The sequence below is a fragment of the Microcoleus sp. AT3-A2 genome (assembly GCF_036705685.1).
GTDB lineage: Bacteria > Cyanobacteriota > Cyanobacteriia > Cyanobacteriales > Microcoleaceae > Microcoleus.
On record NZ_JAUBVF010000008.1, the window covers coordinates 132250 to 153379 of the forward strand.

Annotated in this window: 17 protein-coding genes and 1 pseudogene; 7 read left to right on the forward strand and 11 right to left on the reverse strand. The window is 45.3% G+C overall.

Going from position 1 to position 21130, the window contains the following annotated elements:
- Positions 1 to 37 precede the first annotated feature (37 nt).
- Positions 38 to 370 (forward strand): DUF565 domain-containing protein, encoded by a 333-nt coding sequence (locus QUB37_RS07695; protein WP_333160624.1) that lies wholly within the window; start codon positions 38 to 40, stop codon positions 368 to 370.
- A gap of 312 nt (positions 371 to 682) precedes the next feature.
- Positions 683 to 1843 carry a glycerate kinase gene (locus QUB37_RS07700; RefSeq protein ID WP_333160626.1) on the forward strand — a complete coding sequence of 387 codons (1161 nt, stop codon included), beginning with the start codon at positions 683 to 685 and terminating at the stop codon, positions 1841 to 1843.
- Positions 1844 to 2075: 232 nt separating this feature from the next.
- On the opposite strand, the gene QUB37_RS07705 is transcribed toward QUB37_RS07700, so the two are convergent.
- A complete protein-coding gene (locus QUB37_RS07705) occupies positions 2076 to 2444 on the reverse strand; it encodes a hypothetical protein (protein ID WP_333160628.1) in 369 nt (122 codons plus the stop codon).
- A 327-nt stretch (positions 2445 to 2771) separates the two neighbouring features.
- Between QUB37_RS07705 and QUB37_RS07710 the strand changes: the two genes are divergently transcribed.
- A complete protein-coding gene (locus QUB37_RS07710) occupies positions 2772 to 3299 on the forward strand; it encodes an orange carotenoid protein N-terminal domain-containing protein (protein WP_333160630.1) in 528 nt (175 codons plus the stop codon).
- A gap of 451 nt (positions 3300 to 3750) precedes the next feature.
- Here QUB37_RS07710 and QUB37_RS07715 read toward each other — a convergent pair whose 3' ends face one another.
- The 4 genes and pseudogenes from QUB37_RS07715 to QUB37_RS07725 form a co-directional block, all read right to left on the reverse strand.
- Positions 3751 to 4800, reverse strand: coding sequence for a transposase (locus QUB37_RS07715; RefSeq protein WP_333160632.1), 1050 nt, complete (start codon positions 4798 to 4800; stop codon positions 3751 to 3753).
- 6 nt (positions 4801 to 4806) lie between these two features.
- A pseudogene (locus QUB37_RS29810) lies at positions 4807 to 4854 on the reverse strand (hypothetical protein); the annotation flags it as partial.
- Positions 4832 to 5407 (reverse strand): IS607 family transposase, encoded by a 576-nt coding sequence (locus tag QUB37_RS07720; RefSeq protein ID WP_333160634.1) that lies wholly within the window; start codon positions 5405 to 5407, stop codon positions 4832 to 4834. The pseudogene QUB37_RS29810 and the gene QUB37_RS07720, both read right to left, overlap by 23 nt.
- A gap of 241 nt (positions 5408 to 5648) precedes the next feature.
- Entirely contained in the window at positions 5649 to 7517 is a 1869-nt protein-coding gene (locus QUB37_RS07725; RefSeq protein WP_333160637.1) for a PAS domain-containing sensor histidine kinase, read from the reverse strand.
- 397 nt (positions 7518 to 7914) lie between these two features.
- Between QUB37_RS07725 and QUB37_RS07730 the strand changes: the two genes are divergently transcribed.
- Both QUB37_RS07730 and QUB37_RS07735 read left to right on the forward strand, forming a co-directional pair.
- On the forward strand, positions 7915 to 8634 hold the full coding sequence (locus QUB37_RS07730) for a response regulator transcription factor (protein ID WP_333057024.1): 720 nt from the start codon (positions 7915 to 7917) through the stop codon (positions 8632 to 8634).
- 484 nt (positions 8635 to 9118) lie between these two features.
- Positions 9119 to 10771 carry an alpha-amylase family glycosyl hydrolase gene (locus tag QUB37_RS07735; RefSeq protein ID WP_333160639.1) on the forward strand — a complete coding sequence of 551 codons (1653 nt, stop codon included), beginning with the start codon at positions 9119 to 9121 and terminating at the stop codon, positions 10769 to 10771.
- Between the two features lie 108 nt (positions 10772 to 10879).
- Here the strand turns inward: QUB37_RS07735 and QUB37_RS07740 are convergent, their stop codons facing one another.
- Together QUB37_RS07740 and QUB37_RS07745 are read right to left on the reverse strand one after the other, a co-directional pair.
- Entirely contained in the window at positions 10880 to 13513 is a 2634-nt protein-coding gene (locus QUB37_RS07740) for an EAL domain-containing protein (protein WP_333160641.1), read from the reverse strand.
- A gap of 401 nt (positions 13514 to 13914) precedes the next feature.
- Positions 13915 to 14718, reverse strand: a complete 804-nt coding sequence (locus tag QUB37_RS07745) for a DUF2267 domain-containing protein (RefSeq protein WP_333160643.1) — start codon at positions 14716 to 14718, stop codon at positions 13915 to 13917.
- A 546-nt stretch (positions 14719 to 15264) separates the two neighbouring features.
- Here QUB37_RS07745 and QUB37_RS07750 point away from each other — a divergent pair.
- Complete coding sequence (locus tag QUB37_RS07750; RefSeq protein WP_333160645.1) at positions 15265 to 15723, forward strand: response regulator; 459 nt, start codon at positions 15265 to 15267, stop codon at positions 15721 to 15723.
- Here QUB37_RS07750 and QUB37_RS07755 read toward each other — a convergent pair.
- The 3 genes from QUB37_RS07755 to QUB37_RS07765 form a co-directional block, all read right to left on the reverse strand.
- Positions 15692 to 16108, reverse strand: coding sequence for a DUF2294 domain-containing protein (locus QUB37_RS07755; protein WP_333160647.1), 417 nt, complete (start codon positions 16106 to 16108; stop codon positions 15692 to 15694). The two genes, QUB37_RS07750 and QUB37_RS07755, sit on opposite strands and share 32 nt — an antisense overlap.
- Positions 16109 to 16217: 109 nt before the next feature.
- Entirely contained in the window at positions 16218 to 16595 is a 378-nt protein-coding gene (locus QUB37_RS07760) for a BON domain-containing protein (protein WP_333160649.1), read from the reverse strand.
- Positions 16596 to 16871: 276 nt separating this feature from the next.
- Positions 16872 to 18527, reverse strand: coding sequence for an alpha-amylase family glycosyl hydrolase (locus tag QUB37_RS07765; RefSeq protein ID WP_333160651.1), 1656 nt, complete (start codon positions 18525 to 18527; stop codon positions 16872 to 16874).
- A gap of 838 nt (positions 18528 to 19365) precedes the next feature.
- Here QUB37_RS07765 and QUB37_RS07770 point away from each other — a divergent pair.
- The gene (locus QUB37_RS07770; protein ID WP_333160654.1) at positions 19366 to 19614 is read left to right on the forward strand and encodes a hypothetical protein; all 249 of its coding nucleotides are present in this window, start codon (positions 19366 to 19368) and stop codon (positions 19612 to 19614) included.
- Positions 19615 to 19775: 161 nt separating this feature from the next.
- On the opposite strand, the gene QUB37_RS07775 is transcribed toward QUB37_RS07770, so the two are convergent.
- Positions 19776 to 20621: a cyanophycinase gene (locus tag QUB37_RS07775; RefSeq protein WP_333160656.1), complete on the reverse strand. Its 846-nt coding sequence runs from the start codon at positions 20619 to 20621 to the stop codon at positions 19776 to 19778.
- Positions 20622 to 21130: the final 509 nt, after the last annotated feature.

The following is a 21130-nucleotide window of genomic DNA, read 5'->3' on the forward strand; positions in this document are numbered from 1 at the left end:
AAATCTCACATCTCAAATCTCAAATTGTATAACTTTTATGCAGAATACCCGAATTAACAGATTGATTGATGTTCTGGGCGATCGCTTCCGAGGCTGGCTCAACAATCCTTGGCGACGGATTTCGCTCCTGCTAATTAGCCTGCTGTTCGGCACTTTTTTGGGAACTGCTATTTCGACGATCGCCGGACAATCTGCGGATTGGGATATTATCGCGGCCGGGCTGTTGGTGTTGTTGACCGAGATCGTGAGCTGGCTGGTTTACGGCAGCCCGCGGCCTGTAGCCCGTTCTTTTTCGGTGGATATGCTCTATGCTCTGAAAATTGGCGTGACTTACAATTTATTTGTGGAGGCTTTCAAACTAGGCTCTTAAAAAGAGGGAAAATATTGGTCTGTTGTAGATAATATTTATATAAACCTACGCTTAAAAATTTTTGAATCTGTAGTGCCGAGTTGAGTGTCAGTCTATGTGATATTTTAGACTTCGGTCTGGGCACTCAGTCGAAGGATTTTAGATTTGAGGTGTATTCCACAGATGAATTTGGGATTTTGAACTAGGATCTAAATTTGGGATCTCTCCACGACAGGAGTTGGGGTTTGTATCCGTTTTGGGTGGGGTCAAATATTTGTCAATTGCAGATAGTATTTGTACAAAACCCGCCCCCGCATAGAGAGTTTTTAGGATATGGATCGATCGACTGTAACCCCTGTTGAAATTTTACATCGGTGGCAAGCTGGCAATCGCCCGATCGCTCCCGACTTAGATCGACTGGCTTTGTGGGAACTTGCGGATGATGTGCGATCCTCTTCGAGGGCTTCGCTAACGCGCGCTTTTGGCATTACTCCCGACAATGCAGGCGATGTTGTCCGCTGCAAAACCGATTTATTCTTTTCTATTCTTGACGAGCTGCATACTTTCCCGCTAAAGTCAACTGTTTTCCTCGAAACTTTATGGAATCTTTGGCTACCGCTGGCAATGCAATTATCGACTGCCAAACAAAGTGTAAACCGTCCTTTAATCCAAGGAATTTTAGGAGGGCAAGGAACCGGAAAAACTACTTTATGCCAAGTTCTGAGGCTGATTCTGGGAAAATTGGGATATTCTACTGTCATCCTTTCTTTAGACGATCTTTACAAGACTTATGCCGATCGCCAACAACTCCAAAAAGCAGACCCGCGTTTAATTTGGCGCGGCCCCCCCGGCACTCACGATATTGACCTGGGAATCGCAGTTTTAGACAAGTTGCGCGGTTCTCAAACTCGCAATTTAGCAGCAGTTGAAAATCCCCAATCTGATGCCTTCAAACCGGATATAATTAAAAATATAGAAATTCCCAGGTTTGACAAATCTGCCTATGGAGGTGCTGGAGATAGAAGTCAACCCGAAATTATTTCCGGTGCGGATATTGTACTTTTTGAAGGTTGGTTTGTCGGCGTGAATCCGGTGGTTGATGCCAAATTAAACGAGTTTTTGGCAGGTGCACCGTTTCCGATTTCCACAGAAAGCGACTGTCAGTTTGCGCGCGATATGAATGGGAAGCTTTACGACTATCTACCGCTGTGGAACCGATTAGATCGGTTGATGGTTTTGTATCCCCAAGATTATCGCATTTCTCGAATGTGGCGCAATCAGGCGGAACAGGAAATGATGGCGACGGGGAAGTCGGGAATGTCAGAGGCCGAAATTCATCGGTTTGTCGAATATTTTTGGAAAGCGCTGCATCCCGAGTTATTTATTAAGTCGATGGTTGAAAAGGGCGATCGGGTGGATTTAGTAATTGAAATTTTGGACGATCACAGTGTTGGCAAAATCTGTCGGGCGATCGACTTAAAATTAAGCGATTAGGGAGACTTAAAATTAACGGTTTAAGCACACAACAATGTTGTCTCGTTACCGTATTGCAGCCCTTAAGGACACAACAATGTTGTGTCCCTACTGTATTGCAGCTTATTGTGCACTCACTTGACAATTCAGGACTTATGCGAAAAGTGATTTGACGCGCGAATTATAGGGGTAAGGCGCGCCATCAGCACCCTACAATACAGAAGTTTTGTATCGAGGATGGAGAATTTCTAAATTAACTGCCGGGAGTACCACGATCGATCGCTTTCTGCATCAAATCGTCGGTAACTTCGCCCGGTGTACCTGTGGGCTTAATTTCCTGAGCCATCGAACGAAAATCATTGGGATTGCCGCTTGTATCTGCCGGCTTTGCAATATTATCTTGAGCAGCGGGAATAGGAAATTTAGGTGCAGTTGCAGCCGCGGCAGCTTGAGCGCCGGCACCTGTGCGATCAATTTCACTAACGCTGAATTCTTTAGAAGCTTCGTAGTCTGCTGATACATTAACTGTCGGCAACTTTTGTTCTCCAGCTTCCGCGCTTTCAGTGATCTGCTGAGCGTCAAAGTTTTCAGTATTATTGACTTCTGTATTGATTTGAGACATAGCCGACTCCTTGCTAGTTTTATTTAACAATTCACTGTATCAATTATTACTTTACTCCCCGGCTTTTTCATCTACCCGCAGATGTATCGTTGGCTTCTATCTTAAGGATGGTTTATTCTAGGTTAGTGCCTTAACATTACATCACTTTCCGAAAAGAATGCAGCTTTAGGCAAGCTCCCAACCCATACATACTAAGCCATTCCCCATTTTTTAATCTAAAATCTAAAATCTAAAAACTAAAATCGTATTACCTCTCGGGGATGGTGACGGGCACTTACAAATCTTGATATTTATATATTCTGGAAGCATTTTTAAGGAATTTTGTTTATGAACTCACCCGCCGCGACCAATCCTCACTCTCTCTCCAACGAGACTCAAAACATCCTTCAGACAATCAACGGGTTGGGTACAGATGAAAAGCTGGCACTGCTCTACTTTGTTTATGAAAAAATGGGAGATTCAATTACACCAGCAGCTCCCACCGCCGCCGAACCCGAATTAGCTCCCATGCTGCTGGATGATTTTTACAAGCTTTCCCATGACCAACAACTGAATATAATGCGAGGGATTGTCAACCGCGACGACACGCCCTATTCTCACGCTTACGGAGCTTTAACTGCTAACAATCAGTTGGTGGTTTGGTATGCTTGGGCTATTGGTATGGGAGAAACAATTGTCGATATCCCCGAAGGATATGAGGCAACTGAGGCTGTCAATGGCGTGTTGGGTCAAATTGAAGGTCTTGATTTTGAACAGCAAATTTCGGTGCTGCGCGACGTAGCTAATAATATGGGCTACACCGATGTTAAACCAATTTCTACTCAGGCGGAAGTAGGGAAAACTTCTAGTCTTTAGAGAAGACTCGGCGGTTCAAACCGCTGCTAAGAGCCAAACGCAGCCTGCGGTGCGACTGAGCTTCGCCTAACGTCCTCCGCAGACTGAAGAATAAAGGAGACATTAAAACCAGGTTTTCTAGGATGAGCGGACATAAATAAACTTCATTATGTCCGCAGGTTTGTATACTAAATCCGGTTTTAATACTTGCTTTTTTTAGTTGGATGGGTATAGTATGTCATTGCGATCGCTCGCGAAACAATCGCTAACAATAACTATTATATCACTCTTGATCTCAGCAATTTGCTGTAAAAATAATACCAGTTTAACAAAGTCTTGCTACAGCAGATTTCAACTGAGTGCAAGTGAAGTATATTCACTCCACCCGCCCTATCGGGAACACTCCCCTGATACAAGGGGAGGAGAGGAAGCAGGATTATTCTTGTTTCCGACACTTTTTTGCTAACAAATGCTAACAAACATATAAGTCAAGAGAATCTCTTAACAAAGGCGTGTCAACCAATGCCCGCAGGAAAATCCCACGAGCACTATTTAGATCCCGATCCATCTTTAATCCAGTAGCTGCGGACTTAATAAGTCTAGCGCCACCTAGATTTTTGATAATTTCGCCCGTCCACGACACAGTTTTTGAAGTGTAAGCTTCGTTGCAATCAATTACGAGTTTTGAGTTTTCCCAAGCTTTCCACTTCAGGAAAGTCTTGAATTCATAATGGCTTAGAGTCAACATTTGCCGCACCGTTTTATTCCTTAACTTACGGCGCGACTTAGACACCATTTGCGAACTTTCAAAGGTTGGCAACAAAATCACATCAAAATTATCAACTAAAAACTTAGCGATTTTATGATGCAGCTCTTTGACCAAATTCTTAATTTTGCAACGAAGCCTACCAACTGCTTTCTTTAATCTTCTTTTTTGGCGACTAGGAGCTTTGGACATTTTTGACACTAATCTATCCAGCCGGAAACACAATTTCTGGATGTGCAAATTAGAGTCTTTTCCTAGCCAACCGTAAGAATTTTCAGAGAAAAATGTCATGAACGTGCGAACGCCGGGATCTAAGGCAACTAGCCGACCTTGTTTATCGGTCTTAGCTTGTTGCACTTCTTCAGAAACGATTAGGCAATACTCGCCATAGGCAAGAATCAACCTACCGTCGCTGAAATTCACAGGCAAGGGTTCTGTTAAGTAACACTTACCCAGAATTGAATGGTAGACACCACAATCTTTTATAGCCGACTTCGGCACATAAATAGACTGCTTGGTGTCTTTTCTACTCCGAAATTTGCATTTACGGATTTGTCCGTCTTTTTTGAAAGCCTGTTTAGCTGCCTTGACTGCCGAGCAAGCATCTTTGATGGCAATTGATTTAATCTGGAAAGGTACAGGTTTTGCCCATTCTGGCAAGCTGTTGAGTATTCCGGTTTTGATTGTCATCCAGCTAGCTTTAGTATCTGGTTCTTGGAGGTATTTGATGGTCGTGTTGTAGACAAAACGACTCACACCAAACCACTGCTTGAGCAGCGCTTTTTGCTCAGGATTTAGGAATAGCCGGATCTTCCTTGATCTTCTTGCTGTAATTTCTGAGTCCGTGCATTCTGCAACTGAAGACGTGAAGGATGGCAAGAAGATCGCTTGTGAGTTCGGTTTCTGGGCAGTGAACAGTTCGGTCAAGAACCACGATTTGTCCACCGTTTTGCTCCGCCATGAACTCGAATAATTCAAATCCAAATCTGCACAATCTGTCGCGACAGGCAACAACAACCGTGAGCTGTTCGCCGCGCATAAATCTGACCAGTAGGGCTTGAAGTCCTTTTCGCTTAAAGTTAAGCCCCGACCCGATATCTTGGATAATTTCGGCGTCGGGGTATTGTTGTCGCATGAATTCAGTTTGTCGGGCGAGGTCGTCTCGTTGTTTTGGGGAACTGACGCGACAGTAGCAAACAAGGGTAGCTCTAATTGCACCGCGCTGGTATGACTCGACATCGTAGAGTCGTTGCCCTGCTTGGTTTTTGATGCTCTTGATCTTCCCTTCGTCTGCATATTTCCTTAATGTGTGTGGATGCAAGCCCAGAAATTCGACTGCTTTTCTGAGTGGTATGTACGCCATAGAGCAAATAGTAGCATACATAAGCAAAAGTAAGCAAATACTTTACTGTGCGTCAACCCTCTTTAATAAGGGGGGACTTGCGGGGGGGTGAATTGGACTTTTGCAAGAACTCTAATCATCAATCTTATACCAATTGTTAAAAATCGAAGCACCCCACGCCGGACTTAGGTCTTGCGATTTCCATACAGATACTCCCGTATAATCTATATGTAAATTTATTTTTTAGCAACAAAAAATTGGCTCAGGAAGTTAGTTTTTTCGGATAAATTTTTTGCGGGAATTCTATCCGAAATGTCGAACCTTTTTTGGGTTGACTTTCGACCCTAATTCTGCCGTTCATCATTTTGACTAAAGAGGCAGTAATCGCTAGTCCTAAACCGGTGCCTGGATACTGGCGAGTTGTGGTTTGGTCGGCTTGATGGAATTTGTCGAAAATGTGGGGAAGATCGGTTTCACAGATGCCGATTCCTGTATCCCGAACGGTGATAATTAGCCGATCGCGATTAAATTCCCGCACCTCAATGTAGATGCTGCCCTGATGTGTGAATTTAACGGCGTTGGAAACGAGATTGACCAAAATTTGCCGCAGGCGCAACTTGTCATTAACTATAAGCTGATTCTGCAAGCAGACGCTGACGGACATTGCCACGTTCTTATCGGTGGCTTGATTTCCGAATTCCAGGGCGACATCCATTACTAAATGCGCTAAATCAAATTTTTCAATTTTTAATTCTGTGCGGCCACTCTCGATTTTGGAGAGGTCGAGGATATCGTTAATCAGCAGTAGCAGATTTTTGCCGTTATCTAAAATGCGCCCCACCATTTGTCTTTGCTGGGCGGTCAGCAGTTGTTTGTGCTGGCGCAGCAGCAATTGGGAAAAGCCGATAATCGCATTCATGGGTGTTCGCAATTCGTGGGACATAATGCCCAAAAATTGCGATTTTAACTTGGCTGCTTCTAGCAGTTCCAATTTTTGCTGTTGAATGCGTCGCCCCTGATTTTCTAGTTCTTCCTGCTGACGAATTAGCAGCTCGTTTTGCAAGTCTAAAAGCTGTTCCTGCTTTTTTAATTTTTCGATCGCCAGCGCGTTGTTAATCGCGATCGCAGCTTGTTTTCCCATCACCCCCAGCAGTTGCTGAGTATGCGCGTCAATCGCCGTGCTGTCTTTCCCGTTGCCGATGGCCAACACACCCAAACGCCCGCTTTGCCCCGACTCGATCGCCGCTGCACAAGCCGCCGCAGGCAGCAAGCCTTTGCGGCACTCCGACCGCCACAGTACAGACTCTCCCGTCGCAAATGCTTTCCACAGCAGCTTGTTTTGCACGTGCGGGGTTTTGCCCCCACCAAAGTTTTCCGTGCCCCCGACAGCGCTGAGTTTGAGGCCGCTGCAATCGGACTCCAGGAGAGCAACTAGGCAAAATTCCGCTCCTGCGATCGCCTCCACAGTCGCGTCCGCGATGGCTTGCAACAATTCACCCCAACTACCCGCCCGCTGGCTCAATATATTTGTAAACTGCTCTATCACCTGTAAATCCCGCCCAGCCTCTATTACCGTCCGGGCTTCGCACAATTTTTCTGGTTTGAAGTTAGCTTCCGAGCACGCTTGATGGCGCCAAAACTCTGGTTCTGCTTGGGGCTCGGCTTGACTTTGTTTGATCTGCTCCATATATATGTAGGTTCCCAGCCCTTCCAAAACTTCCTGACTGTCTAGATTAGCGGGCCCTCCTCTGGCCAGGTTCCATCGGTAAGTGTCTTCTCGCGTCTGCAGACGAAATATAATTTCGTAACTTGGTGGTTTGAACTTAGAAGTGTGCGATCTCGCCAATAAACGAGGGCGGTCTTCTGGGTGGACGCGCGCCAGATAGCCGAAACCCAAAGCTGCTGCTGCTGGTACCCCGGTGTACTCTTCCCAGCGCTGACCTAAATAAGTCGCCCAGCCGTCGGCATTTGTTTTCCAAACTATGTGAGGAATTGCCGACCACAGGCGATCGCCCTGAGTTTGGCAGTCGCAAACTTGCGGTTGGGGGGATTTTATTTCAGATACTTTGTGTATGATTTCCGAGTCGGAAAACTCCGACTCAAAAGACTTATTGGCGTGATACTGAGTCATAAGAGGTTTTATCAATAAGCATTAGACTTGAGCCCTAACACCGGTTAAAGACTCGTGCTGCTAGCTTTATTGATTTTGACGACCCAAGTGCATCAAAATTTTTTATACTTTAAATCTATCTGGGTAGTGGTATCTTTACCTCTATCAAGGGGCGGACAATGAGATAATTCAGTTAAACTGTTAAAACATTGAGAGCTTACCGGTCCCGATCGGGCTCGTGCAGGCATCGCCGCAAAATAACTTAAAAATTAACTTGCATTCTTGGCGGCTGCATGAGTATGCTTTAAAATGATGTGCGACCTGTAAAACCCTAAATCAGGACACATTCTCAAATTTTCTCAGTTTAGCTGAGTCAGTTGACGATATTTTAAAAGTTTAGCGGACTATTGGAAGAAAGATGAGTAAAATTCGCGTTGCTTTGGTAGAAGACCATGACCTGACAAGAGTCGGCATCCGCACAGCTTTACAACAGCGTGACACGATAGAAGTTGTCGGCGATGCAGCTAACGCTACAGAGGGATTGAAACTGCTTCAGTCTTCAAAACCTGACGTGGCAATTGTAGATATTGGCTTGCCGGATTTTGATGGCATTGAACTGACACAAAAGTTTAAAAAATCGGTAGCGGAGTCCGATCCCGATACAAAAATTTTGATTCTGACTTTTCAGGACAATGAAGAAGAAGTTCTGGCAGCTTTTGCCGCCGGAGCTGACTCTTACTGCATGAAAGATATTAGCTTCGATCAGTTATTAGATGTAGTAAAAGTAACTCACGAAGGTAACTCTTGGATCGATCCCGCGATCGCCCGTATCGTCCTGAAACAAGCTCGTACTCAGGAACCCGCGCCGGAAGAACCGAAGGCTGAGGGCAAAAGAGTCACAATTAAGGCTGCCGAACCAGAGTTTAGTCACATCATTGAGACTTACCCTTTAACCGAGCGGGAATTAGAGGTTTTGGAACTGATCGTGCAGGGTTACAGCAATGCTGCAATCGCAGAAAAGCTGTACATTACTGTCGGTACAGTCAAGACTCACGTCCGCAATATTTTGAACAAGTTGTGCGCTGATGACCGCACTCAGGCAGCCGTTCTCGCCCTGCGTTCTGGCTTGGTTGGATGAAGCCTTATCATCAGGCAAAATCAAGTTAAAAGTAGGGTGCGCTGGGCGCACCTTACGGCCACTGATTTAGGGTGTGCAGTGTACACCGACTGACTAATTGTTACCCAAAAATTAGGGCAGGCAGTGTGCACCAGCCGAGCAATTGTTTGTTGTTAAAAAAGGATAAATTTTAAAGCCGCATCTATCCCAGTACAGATATTTTTTTCAATATTTAAAAAAGAAAATCTACCTTAAGATAGATGCTAAAAAAGTATCATATTACTAATATTTATTATTGATCTATCCCCAGTTAGATAAATTTCGCTCGCCCTGCCAATATTGCGCGATTTCACTTCATAAAAGGCGCAGGCAGAGACCAGATTACGATACTTTTAGGAATAGTTAAGCCTTAAATAAATTATATCCGTAGAGTGATGCTGAGTTCGCTTAAATTTGCGAGATTAAAAGTATCAACTGCTACTGAAATATTTTAGAAAGAGGTATTATGGTCGCTCCAATTGAATTCAAGTTATTTGCTCCATACAACAAAGGAGCTGCCTTGATTGGCTCTTTTTCTAATTGGGAAGAGATTCCGATGGAAAAGGACGAAGAAGGTTATTTTCGCACGCGAGTTAAGTTGGAAGATGGCGTTTATCAATACAAATTCCGCGTTCAGTCGAAAAGCTGGTTTGTGGAAGCAGATCAGTGGGTAGATGTGGTCGATCCCTACGCGACTGACATCGACAATCCCACTCAAAACGGCGTTGTTCGGATCAAAGATGGCGATCGCATTGTCGATACCTACGTCTGGAAACACGACGACAAACCGCTGCCAGCCGATCGGGAATTAGTGATTTATGAAATGCACATTGCTGACTTTTCCGGCGGCGAAGATGATCCCTTCGCCCGCGGCCAGTACAAGCACGTCGTCGAAAAACTCGATTACCTAGTCGAACTCGGCATCAACGCGATCGAACTCATGCCCCTCAAAGAATACCCAGGCGACTACAGTTGGGGCTACAACCCCCGCTACTTCTTCGCTGCCGAGTCCAGCTACGGAACCACAGAAGAACTCAAAAACCTGATAGACGAGTGTCACGGGCGCGGTATTCGCATCATCATGGACGGGATTTACAACCACTCGGAAGCATCGAGCCCCCTCACCCAAATCGATCACGATTATTGGTACCACCACGAACCCCGCGATCCTGACAACAATTGGGGCCCGGAATTTAACTACGAATTCTACGACGAAAACTTAGGAACTTTCCCAGCGCGCAAATTTGTTGGCGATACAGTCCGCTTCTGGATTCAAGAATATCATCTCGACGGCATTCGTTTCGATGCGGCGCGACAAATTGCTAACTACGATTTCATGCACTGGATAGTTCAAGAAGCCAAAAATGCCGCCGGCCCCAAACCCTTTTATACCGTTGCCGAATACATTCCCGAAAATCCCAGCATCACCAATCTAGACGGGCCGATGGACGGCTGCTGGCACGACAGTTTCTATCACTCCATAATTCCACAACTCTGCGGGGACAATTTTGATTTAGAACGGCTCAAAGAGGTAATTGACTGCAAGCGGCAAGGTTTCTTGGGTGCTACGAATGTAGTCAATTATTTGAGTAATCACGACCACGATCGCGTTTTTGCCGAATTGGGCGATCGCGGGATTTTGGATGAAGCCGCCTTCAAGCGGGCGAAGTTGGGAACGGTGGTGTTAATGACAGCAGTTGGCGTGCCACTGATTTGGATGGGCGAAGAATTTGGCGAATACAAAGCCAAAACAATTGAGCAATCCAAAATTGACTGGACGCTGCTAGGAAATGACCTGAATAAAAGTTTGTGGGAATACTACAAAGGCTTGATTCATCTGCGTAAAAATAACCAAGCACTTTACACAGAAAACATCGACTTTTTCCACGAAGACCCCGACTCTAAAGTTTTTGCTTACACTCGCTGGAACGATGAAGGTTCGAGAGTTGTAGTAGTGGTTAATTGGTCGGAAAATTATCTAGCGGGTTACACCGTTCCCAACTTCCCGGCCAACGGAACTTGGCACGAATGGACGGGGAATTATGATATTGAATCTGGCGAGGATAATATTATGATCGACTTGCCGGAATACGAAGCAAAAGTGTTGGTTTGGCAGTAATATCATTTCCGGTTACACCGGAATGATGTTGACTGTTGACTGTTGACTGTTGACTGTTCACTGTGAGTCAACAGTCAACAATCATGAGGAGTGCAACCGGAGTCGATATTATTTCCCAGATTGATTTTCTAAGCACAATTGGGTTATAGCCGCCGCCGGTATTGGTTTGCTAAAGAAGTAACCCTGGCCCATATCGCACTGATGCGATCGCAAAAACGCCAACTGTTCTGCTGTTTCCACTCCCTCAGCAATCACCTGTAAATTCAGGCCCTGTCCCAAGGCGATCGCCAGTTTCACAATAGTAGCACCGCTGCTGCCAGTCACCAAATCGGCCACGAAAGATTTGTCTATTTTTAAATTATTGAGGGGAAAGTTTTGCAGAGACCACAGCGAAGAATAACCGGTGCCAAAATCGTCCAGAGCAATGTGAATTCCCATGTCCTGCAACTGCTGCAATACCGACACCGTAAAGCTCACATCTGTCATGGCAATGCTCTCGGTAATTTCTATTTCTAAATACTCTGGATTTAACTTGGTTTCTGATAAAATTTCAGCGATGATTTGTACCGTGTGAGGTTGCAGAAACTGGCGGGCTGATAAATTCACCGCTATCCGCATCGGCGGCAATCCCAGTAACTGCCACGCTCGATTTTGCAAGCAAGCAGTCCGCATCACCCATTCGTCAATTTGGCAGATTAATCCTGTTTCCTCAGCTAAGGGAATAAATCGATCGGGAGGAATCAAACCGCGTTCGGGATGCTCCCAGCGAATCAGAGCTTCCATGCCCACTATTTTGCCAGTATTTAAATTTATTTGCGGTTGATAGTGCAGGACAAACTCTGAATTTTTTAGAGCTTTGTAAAGATGATTTTCTAAGTTAAGATCCTCGGAGACTTTACTGCCGATCGCCTGCGTGTAAAACTGATAATTATTGCGACCTTTCTGTTTAGCTTTGTACATCGCAGCATCAGCATTTTTTAGCAAAGTTTCTGCATCTTCTCCGTCATAAGGAGCCAAAGCAATTCCCAAGCTAGCCTTAATATAAAGTTCCAGACCTTCAAAATCAAAAGGACTGCTTAAACTCTGGATAATTAGCTGGCAAATTTTAGTTGCTTCCTCCGGGGTGTTGATATTGTACAGCAGCACAGTAAATTCATCCCCGCCCCAACGAGCCATCGAATCGCCCACGCGCAAACAGTTAGTCAAACGCCGAGATACACTTTGCAGCAACAAATCGCCCACTGGGTGACCGAGAGTATCGTTAACATTTTTAAATCTGTCCAAATCTAGAAAGATTACCGCCAGCATTTCTCCCTTTTGGTGAGCGCTAGCTAAAGCTAAAGACAGCCTTTCATTAAACAGTAATCTATTAGGTAAACCAGTTAATGGATCGTGAGAAGCTTGATGTCGGATCATCGCCTCGACACGCCTCTGCATTGCAGCCATGTACAGGTGAGTTCCTAAAGATTGCGCTAGCTTCTGTTCTTCGCTAGTCCACTTTTGAGCTTCGCCGGTTTTGATTTCTTTCCAAGCTGCAAAGGATTGTCGGGGACGATCGTGCCGCGCGTCCGAACTGCAACGGCCCGCCCACAAAATTTCGGTTTGTATAGGGCTGCGAAAAACGGTGAGACAGCCGATGCACTGTTGGCGATATTGCAGCGGTACTGCCAAAAATGATCGAATGGAAGCTGCGACTAAATTGGCAGATACAGATTTAAGTTGAGGTTCCTTAGAAATATCGGAAATTGGGTACAAGTGCGGTACGATAAAACTGGAAACATTGCTGTCAATTGAACTGTAATGCTGGGAATATAGATTTTCAAAAATACCTAATTGGCCGGTATGATTAGCAGTTTGTGCTTGATCGTCTTGGTTCGCCATCCCCATGATCTGCTGCCAAAATGGGCTGAGTTCAAGGTCGATGTCGGCGGGCTGCTGGCCACAGGTATAAAGCAAAGGCGGCCGATCGCCAAACTCGGCTGCAATGTAGAGTCGCCCTCCTGAACCACGCAAATGCTTGACAGTTTGTTCGAGAACTGCTTTCCGAATTTCGTTTAGTTCCAGAGGAGAATGCAGCAAACTGGTAATTTGGTTGATAACGGCTTCGTCGCGCGCTTGCTGTCTAGCTTGAGTGAGTAGAAAAGATTGGGCGATCGCAATTGAAAGTTGATCCACAAGCAACTGCACCATTTTCAATTCTCGATCGCTAAACCGTTTCGGTTGGCTATGGTGAGACACCAACAGTCCCCAAAGCTGATTTTGATGCACAATCGGCACTGTCAGAGAAGAACGTGCCCCCATAGCCTTCAGATATTCAGCGTGACAGGGGTCTACAGGACGATAGCTAATATCTTCAACTGCTAAAGTTTTGCCGGTTTCGGGACAATCTAACCGATTAATTGTTTGATGCTTCAATTCCACATCTACAATCACTCGCTGCCGCGCTTTGAGAAACATTTCCCGAGCACTATGGGGAATGTCACCTGGTGGAAAGCGCAAACTCAGCATAGATGGCAACTTGTCGCCGTTGATGGACTCAGCAATGACCTCGCCACTACCGTCGGCCTCAAAGCGATAAACTTTTACTCGATCGCTTTCTAAAAAGCTGCGGATTTCTCGGGCAGTTGTCGTCAAAATCTCTTGCAGTTCTAAAGAGTTGCGGATGCGATTAGTAATTCGATTGAGTAAAATCTCTTGTTCTAAAGTCGATCGTGACATTTGTCTAACTTTGTTGCGGGTCATGCCTTTTGATCTCCCGGGCTGTTGACAGCATTTTTGCGAGCCACAGTCTTAACTTGCCCTGTATTATACATTACAATATTTTCGCTCCGTCTAGGGGCTTGACCCAAAGCAAGAGCGCGAAACTCGGTTTATGGGGATATTTCCGCTTTTTCGACAAATTTCGGTGATAAACCGATTTTTTCACAGCACTTACAAGGCAAGGAAAGAGCGATCTGACAATTAGTGAGGACGAAAGTCCGATCGACTTTGATCGGACTTTCCTCCTCACTAAAAAGCAATTGCAGAGCTACAACACAAAAGGTATAGAGAAACCGGGTTGACCAACCAGTATTCTGCCCTTATGAGGGATAATACTGGTTGGTCAACCCGGCTGGTAAGTATTTATACCTTAAAAGGTCTCGTTAAGCCGACTCCCAAAGGCCCCGAATTCGGTCGGGCAAAAAGCCAGCTATTTCCTGAATTCGCTCCTGCGACAGCTCATCCTTCGTTGCCGAAAATACAGCCGCGATCGCAGTTTCCGGTTTTACTCCCGAAGGAAGTGCGCCTTCTAGTTCCACCCTCCGTGCAAACAAATTGCCATCGATCCCCGCAGGTGCAGGCGGGCCGGTCAAAGGCTGACGTATCCGGCTGAGCAATCCCACCAGCGGATTGGTATCTTTCCAGAGGTCTGCTATTTCTTGTTGCAGGGTTTTGTCATCCGTAGGCAAGACTTCTTTGTGCAATTCAGATTCCACGTGCTCGATGGCGTCTTTTGTCATCACATCACGCATGACCCGGTACACTACTTCGGTAATGTCGCGGGCATCAAAAATATCCTCCAAGTGACCTTTTACCATCACTTTTTCCAAAAACGGCATATCCTTTGAAGCGATAGGAACTGCCGATCCTTCCTGGTGGAGCGATGTCGGAGGATTCGTCTCCATTTTGTGTAACAGTTTGCGGCCTTTGTCTGTTAAGTCAGCTTCTTGAAATGCCACTAAAGGCGGCACTAACTCAGCTCCTCCATAAGGCTCGCCACTAAACTGAGCTTTGATAAATTCTCTTTGGTTGAGGTAGTCCAAATGACCGAGCAAGTCCGCTTCGGCCACCGGGTGACCGACATATTCTTCGGCTGCGTTCCTAATTTCCCACTCTCCCCTGCCGTTGCCGCTGCCAATCTTTTTCAGCAAAATGTAAGTCAGGTCGTCTCTGATTGGAATTGTCATTAAAACCTCCTAGGTTAATATCCGGTAAAGCTTAAGTAAAAACTGATTTTTTTTACTAGCTTAAATTGTGATGATTACTACTTAAAAACATTGAAGTATAAAGTAGAGTAATCAAGTATCTCTCAGCAGGTGGAAGTTATTAAAATTAAGTGTCGATTAGAATCTTCCTTTAGGTAGATCCTTGTAGGGGAACCCATGTCTAATGTGGTTAATATCCTAAAAAGCTGTCGCCACTATTCAATGCTATTAAGCGAGGATGTTTTATTGGTAAGAGTTTTCGTCTTTATTGCGTATTTTTACCAAGGCTGAGGCACCCAGAGGGGCTGAGCCTTGGTAATTGGCGCTGGGAGATGTAGAATTAAGCAGATGCTATGGGGTCAATCAACTGCCGTCATTTTGCCTGCAGCTTGTAGCGATATTGTATCGGCTTAGACCAAAAACTGGTCATGGGAGAGCTAGAAATACGAGCCAATCTGTGTCAAGTGCCGCAGCGCCACTTGAAGAATGCCTCGGTAACAAATTTTTTGAGCGTTTCGATCGGCATTTATGAACTACCCTAACTGGAGCAATGAATTGGAATCCTCGTCTCTCAGTAGCGGTCAACCCCCGGTTGACAAGCGTCCTGTAATTTTGGCTGTAGACGACAATCCGGACAACTTAGAGCTGCTGACACAAATACTCGATTTATTCGGCTGCGACTGCGTGGGAGCAGTTGACGGGTACGCGGCTCTTTCAGCAGCAGTCGATCGACAGCCCGACCTAATCGTACTCGACATTTGCCTGCCGGATATAGACGGTATGGAAGTAGTAAAGCGCGCCCAACAAAACCCCGAGATCAGACATATTCCGATTGTTGCTGTCACAGCACTAGCAAAACCAGAAGACCGCGCTCGAATTCTCCAAGCAGGCTGCGTGGAATACCTTTCTAAACCTTTTAACATCAAAGATTTAGAAACAGTTATCCGCCAGCACATCAACTCTCCAATGGTTTTGGTTGAGTTTTAGATTTATAATTAGAATCACGAAATTGAGGTGCAGAGTCCAAAATTGCGATCGTTCCAGTGCGGCCTGTCTCCAAGGTCGCATCGCGGAGCAAATCAGTGACTCCCACGCCCAACACCTTTTGGATTAATTCTTTCAGTGGCAATTCCAGAAGTGATTCTAATTGTGTTCGCACCTGCAACGCCAAATCTTGCTGACCGTTCTGAGCCAGCAGTTTTTCCGGTTGAGTAAGCCCATTTTCGACAACAATTATCAATTTGTTATCCAAAAGATTGCAGAGCGCCTGACTCGTTGGGTGTCCGAGTTGAGAGCGGTACAAAGCTTGAATTCCCTGCGAAAGAGTCCGTTCTAATTTACCCCGAGTAGGTTCTAAGGTTTCCCCTGTCATATATTTTATTGAAACCATGAAAGATAAAAAAAGACTGTTAGGAGTTAACAGTTAGCAGTTAAGTTAACTGTTAACTCCTAACTGCTAACTATTAGAAATAACCGTCGCGTTAGCCGACAGTAACTTCATTAGTTTCTACCCCAGTTGCACCCTTCACACCTTTAGCAATTGTCACCAACTTGTTGACAATTTCCTGACTGGGAACTGTACCTTTGAGAACCACCGTAGTGCCAAGTTGAGCCACATAAACAGTCTCAATATCCGCAACATCTGGATTTGCATCGAAAGCCTGAGCCACCCGTTTAGCTAAACCGCTTTGATCGTATTCTCCGTTCAATCCCATGCGTTCCGGCGGGATTGTCTGAGCGCTCGCAGCAGGTTGAGCTTGAGCTTGAGCTTGAGCAACAGGTGCTTGGTAAGCAGGAGCGTCAACAGTTTCTTGATTTTCTAGTTTTTCTAAACCAAACAATCTTTTTAACCAGCCCATAGAGTTTGTCCTCCGACAAAGTTTGTGTTAATTGACGTGTTAATTGACGTGTTAATTCACGGTTGGCAAATCGCCCTGTAATTGTTATTCTCAATACCAGGAATTACGATCGCACTTTTGGATGCAGAAACCGAGTTTTTTACAAAAAAGTATCCTTACAGCCATCCACCTAGGTATAAAAACCCGCTTTGTTGAGCTTGGTGCGACCATCCTAAATACAATTTACTGTTGTACAACTGGGCCGCTCATCTGCCTGGAGACATAATTCTCCCGCTCTCAAACAAATACTTGCGCTGACCATTCCGGCAAATCAAACTTAAACCCTTCTTCCCCAACTTCTACTATTTTGTTAGACATCCACTCGTGCCAAGTTCCCCCAGCCGGAAACTTAGGAATGCTGTTACCAGATAGATAAGTATCCGAAAAATTAGCGACAACTACTGCTCGCGTTCCCTCATCGCTCCAGCGGTAATAAGCCAGCACTTTGGCTTCGGGATTTTCGTGGATGAATTCAATATTTTCGGTATAAAGTGCCGGCAAACGTTGCCGCAGCCGAATCACGTGTTTGTAGTATTCCAACAACTCATGATTTGGCTGATTTTTCAACAAAGACCATTGCAGTTTATTCGGCTGGTTGGGAGTTTGCCGAGTAGATTGCCCCAACTCTTCGCCCATCCACAGCATCGGTATTCCTACTGCTGTCACTAACAAAACCGCTGCCAATTTAGCGCGTTTAAAAGCCGCTTCTGGGTCTAGAGTCCGAAAGCTTTCTTCCGCCAGCAAGTGGTCACGGTCGTGACTGGCTAAATAATTGATAACATTAGTTGCCTTTTGATAGCCTTGTTGTTTGGGTTCTAGAACTTGCTTGAGCTTTTCGATATCGAAAGTATCCCCCGCGAGATTTTCTATGGCAAAAATGCGAAAACTTTCGTGCCAGCACCCGTCCATCGGCCCGTCCGCAGCCACGAGTTCGGGAAGTTCGGGAATGTGTTCTGCTATGTTGTAAAATGGCTTGTCGCCTGCAGTTTTTTTCGCTTCACGAGTTATCCAGTGTAGGAAATCTCGATTGTCCAACTGCCGCACAGCATCGTAGCGAATGCCGTCGATATGATATTCTTGAATCCAGAAATTAACGACATCGCCGATGAATTTCCAAGCAGGACGAATGCCGAGTTTGGGGTCGAAGTTTTCGTAGTTAAACTCCGGGCCCCAGTAGTTAGCGGGATCTTCGGGATAGTGTTTGTCGCGGTAGTACCAATAATTGCGATCGATTAGCAATAAGGGACATTCTTCATCGCAGTGGTTGTAAATCCCGTCCAGAATCACCCGAATGCCCTGTCCGTGGCACTCATCAATCAATTGCTTCAAATCTGCCGTTTCACCGTAGCTGGACTCTACAGCAAAGAAATCACGGACTTTGTAGCCCCAGCTATAATCGCCCGGATATTCATTAACTGGCATTAGTTCGATCGCATTTATTCCCAAATCGCACAGATAATTTAATTTCTCCCTCACATCCTGGAATTTACCGCGACTGTCGGAACCATCCGACCCGGAAAAATCAGCAACGTGCATTTCGTAAACGACTAATTCTTCATTATTGGGGAGCTTTTTGTCGTCGTGCTGCCAAACATAGGTATCAATAATTCGTTCCCCGGCTTTGATACGAACTGTACTTGTATCAGTAGTGCGGTCAATTTCAGTCGCGTAGGGGTCATTGACTTCTACCCATTCGTCCGGTTCAAAACATGGACTTTGCGACTGAACTCGAAATTTGTATTGATAAATACCGTCTTCTAACTTAATGTTAGTGCGGAAATAACCTTTATCATCTTTTTCTAAGGGAATTTCTGCCCATTTGGAAAAGGAGCCGAGCAGTGTAGCTGCTTTGTTGTTCGGAGCGAAGAGTTTGAATTCAATTGCAGCGGCCATGAATACCTTGTTTGCAGAACTTATAAGTGTGATTAGTATTGATTTTTACAATTTTGCAAATCTGCCGCCATCGTTCTTAAGAGTTAAACCTCTAACTCTTATGTTGTAACGTGCTTGGGGGCGCACCCGGAGGATTTAGTAGTGCGAACTCTAGCGAGTAAGGTGCGCCCCTAGTCACCCGAAAACCTGATTTTAATCAAAAATGTAGTTAAAGTAACTAAAAATTATTAAGTGCTATTTATGAAAAATAGTCCAGACTGTTTTGAGTTCGTAGTCTGAAACCCTAGATTTTCCGTTGGTAGCGAACTTGCCTTGGAGCCTTGAAACCCTTATTCTACGGTTGGGTATTCAAAACTGTCCGAAGTATTGTATGAAAAGTAATTTAACTTTTGATAACTAAATAAATCGTGGTGAACATTTAACATTTGTAACTAAAGAAACATTTTTTAGCCTACAGGGGTAATACCGTAGAAAGATGTCATTTTATGCGGAAAGAGCGAGGATCGACGTGTAATTATAAGGCAAGGGAAACCAGAAACATGAATCCTTTATTCTACTGGTTTTTCCCCTGACTTTAAGCCAAGTTTGAGCCGAGAATAGCAATGATTATTTTTGCTTATGTCTTGGCAGCACTTGTTTTATAGTTTGTGACTGGCAAACTTTGTAGAACCTTTCATCAGCTTTAACGACTGCTGCTACCTCAGTAATTGGTAATTGGTGAAAATCTCATTCGTCCCTCTTACCCGTTAGATATTCCGAGCAGTGGATCTAAGGCTCTAAAAGTTTAATGTGGGATGTTGGCGAATTACCGTTACTGTAAAACTCTGGAGTGTTAAAAATGCTAAAACAAATGTGTTGGTTGCCCAGACTCGGAGGCAATGGAGAAAAGATATTGCACTTGCGTACCGATGCCCGTCAGGCGTGGCGGCCTTATACAGCTTTTCCGCAGTGGGCTGTAGCCGACTACCGGGAACCGGGCGGTTCTAATGGATGGGCAACATTTCAGAAGCTGAGAACTCAAGGGTGGAATTTAATATCGACTGAAGAAGGGCAGCAGTCGAGTTTTGGCGAACAGAAAAGTGCTTAAAAAAACCGAAACCGTAGCAATAAAAGAAGAGGTAAAATCCTCTTCTTTTTATTATTTTTGGATACAGAAACTGGGTTTTTAAGCATCCTACTTGGTAAAATGGATAAGGTGTGTAGTGCTCACCTTACATAATTTTAAGAGGTTTGCCAGTTGCAAGTAAATTAGGCGATCGCCCTTTCTGTCTGTGCTGTAGTTGCTACGTTATGCAGCACCGGCTGGCGAGTTTTCAAGTTAAACCGGTATCCGTGGGGGAGGATGTGCAACTTGGCGCCGCAAATCGCTAAAGCCTCATCCTTCAACAGTCCATCTATATTGTCGTGGAGTTTTTCCGACTCGTCGATGACAGTTACAGCGTTTTCGCCAATGACTTCCAACTCGTCACCGTGGACTAAAATAGCTGTATTTTCGTCAATACCAAATCCCAACACGGCAGGTTGCAGCAAGAGTGCCGAAACTAAGCGTCCCAGACGACCTCGCTGGGCGAAATGCTGGTCGATGACAACTCCTGGAAGGAAACCCATTCCGGGGCCCATTGCTACCACATCAACGCGGGGATTTGTCTCCGAGTCTCCTTCAATAATCATCATGTCTGGCATCATGGCCGCGCCGGCACTTGTGCCCCCAATGATAATCCCTTCAGAGAAGCGTTTGTGCATTGCTGCGTCGAGTTTGGTGTCTTTCAAGCAGCTAATAATCCGTGATTGATCTCCGCCGGTAAAGAATATGCCTGTCGCTTGTTCGATCGCTTCTAAATACTCTGGATTGCGGGCCTCTTCGGGTCTCTGGGTGTCAACAACTCGCACATCTTCAGCGCCAAGCCGCTCAAACACTCGGATGTAATTATCTCCCACTTCTCCCGGCAGGCTTGTCGCAGCCGTCATGACAACAATGTGGGCTTTAGTGCCTCCGGCGCAGCGCAAGAATTCCCGCAGAATTTTGCAGTCCCCCTCTTTGTCTTCGGCACCACCAATAATTAGCAACTTCCCCTGAATTGCGTTGCTCGCCATATTATCTCCACTGTTAATTTATTAATAATTTCACTAAAACACAAACTTCTTTTTTCCGAAAACGGCCAAAAGGTATATCTAGATACCAAAAACATCTCAGACTTCTACCCCTCCAGGGCGCATACAGCTATAGCGTTCTGGTGTTTTTTTACTCTGGCGCAGGGCTGTAACGATGGTTTTGTAAACAGTCCTGGAGGCACTAGATTAAAGAAACCGGAAATAGGAACGAAAATTCTGCGTGTGAGCGGAAAACCTTAACTGAGAAACCCCCGTTTTTGAGAGAGCTTTTGCGTCCGCGACTGGTAAAAAATACCGGTTTCTGCGTCTAGGACTATCTATTTAACTCATCCTCGATGATGGAGAAAACAAACTTACCCCCCCTAACAGGAGATAGGAGGGGTCAAGAAATGAGCTTAAATTACAGGGCCCACGCGCGCGCGGTGATCAATCCGGTTTCTGATCCGATTCTTCGCTAATCCTCCTCTGATTGCTCGTAGAAATCGGATTGA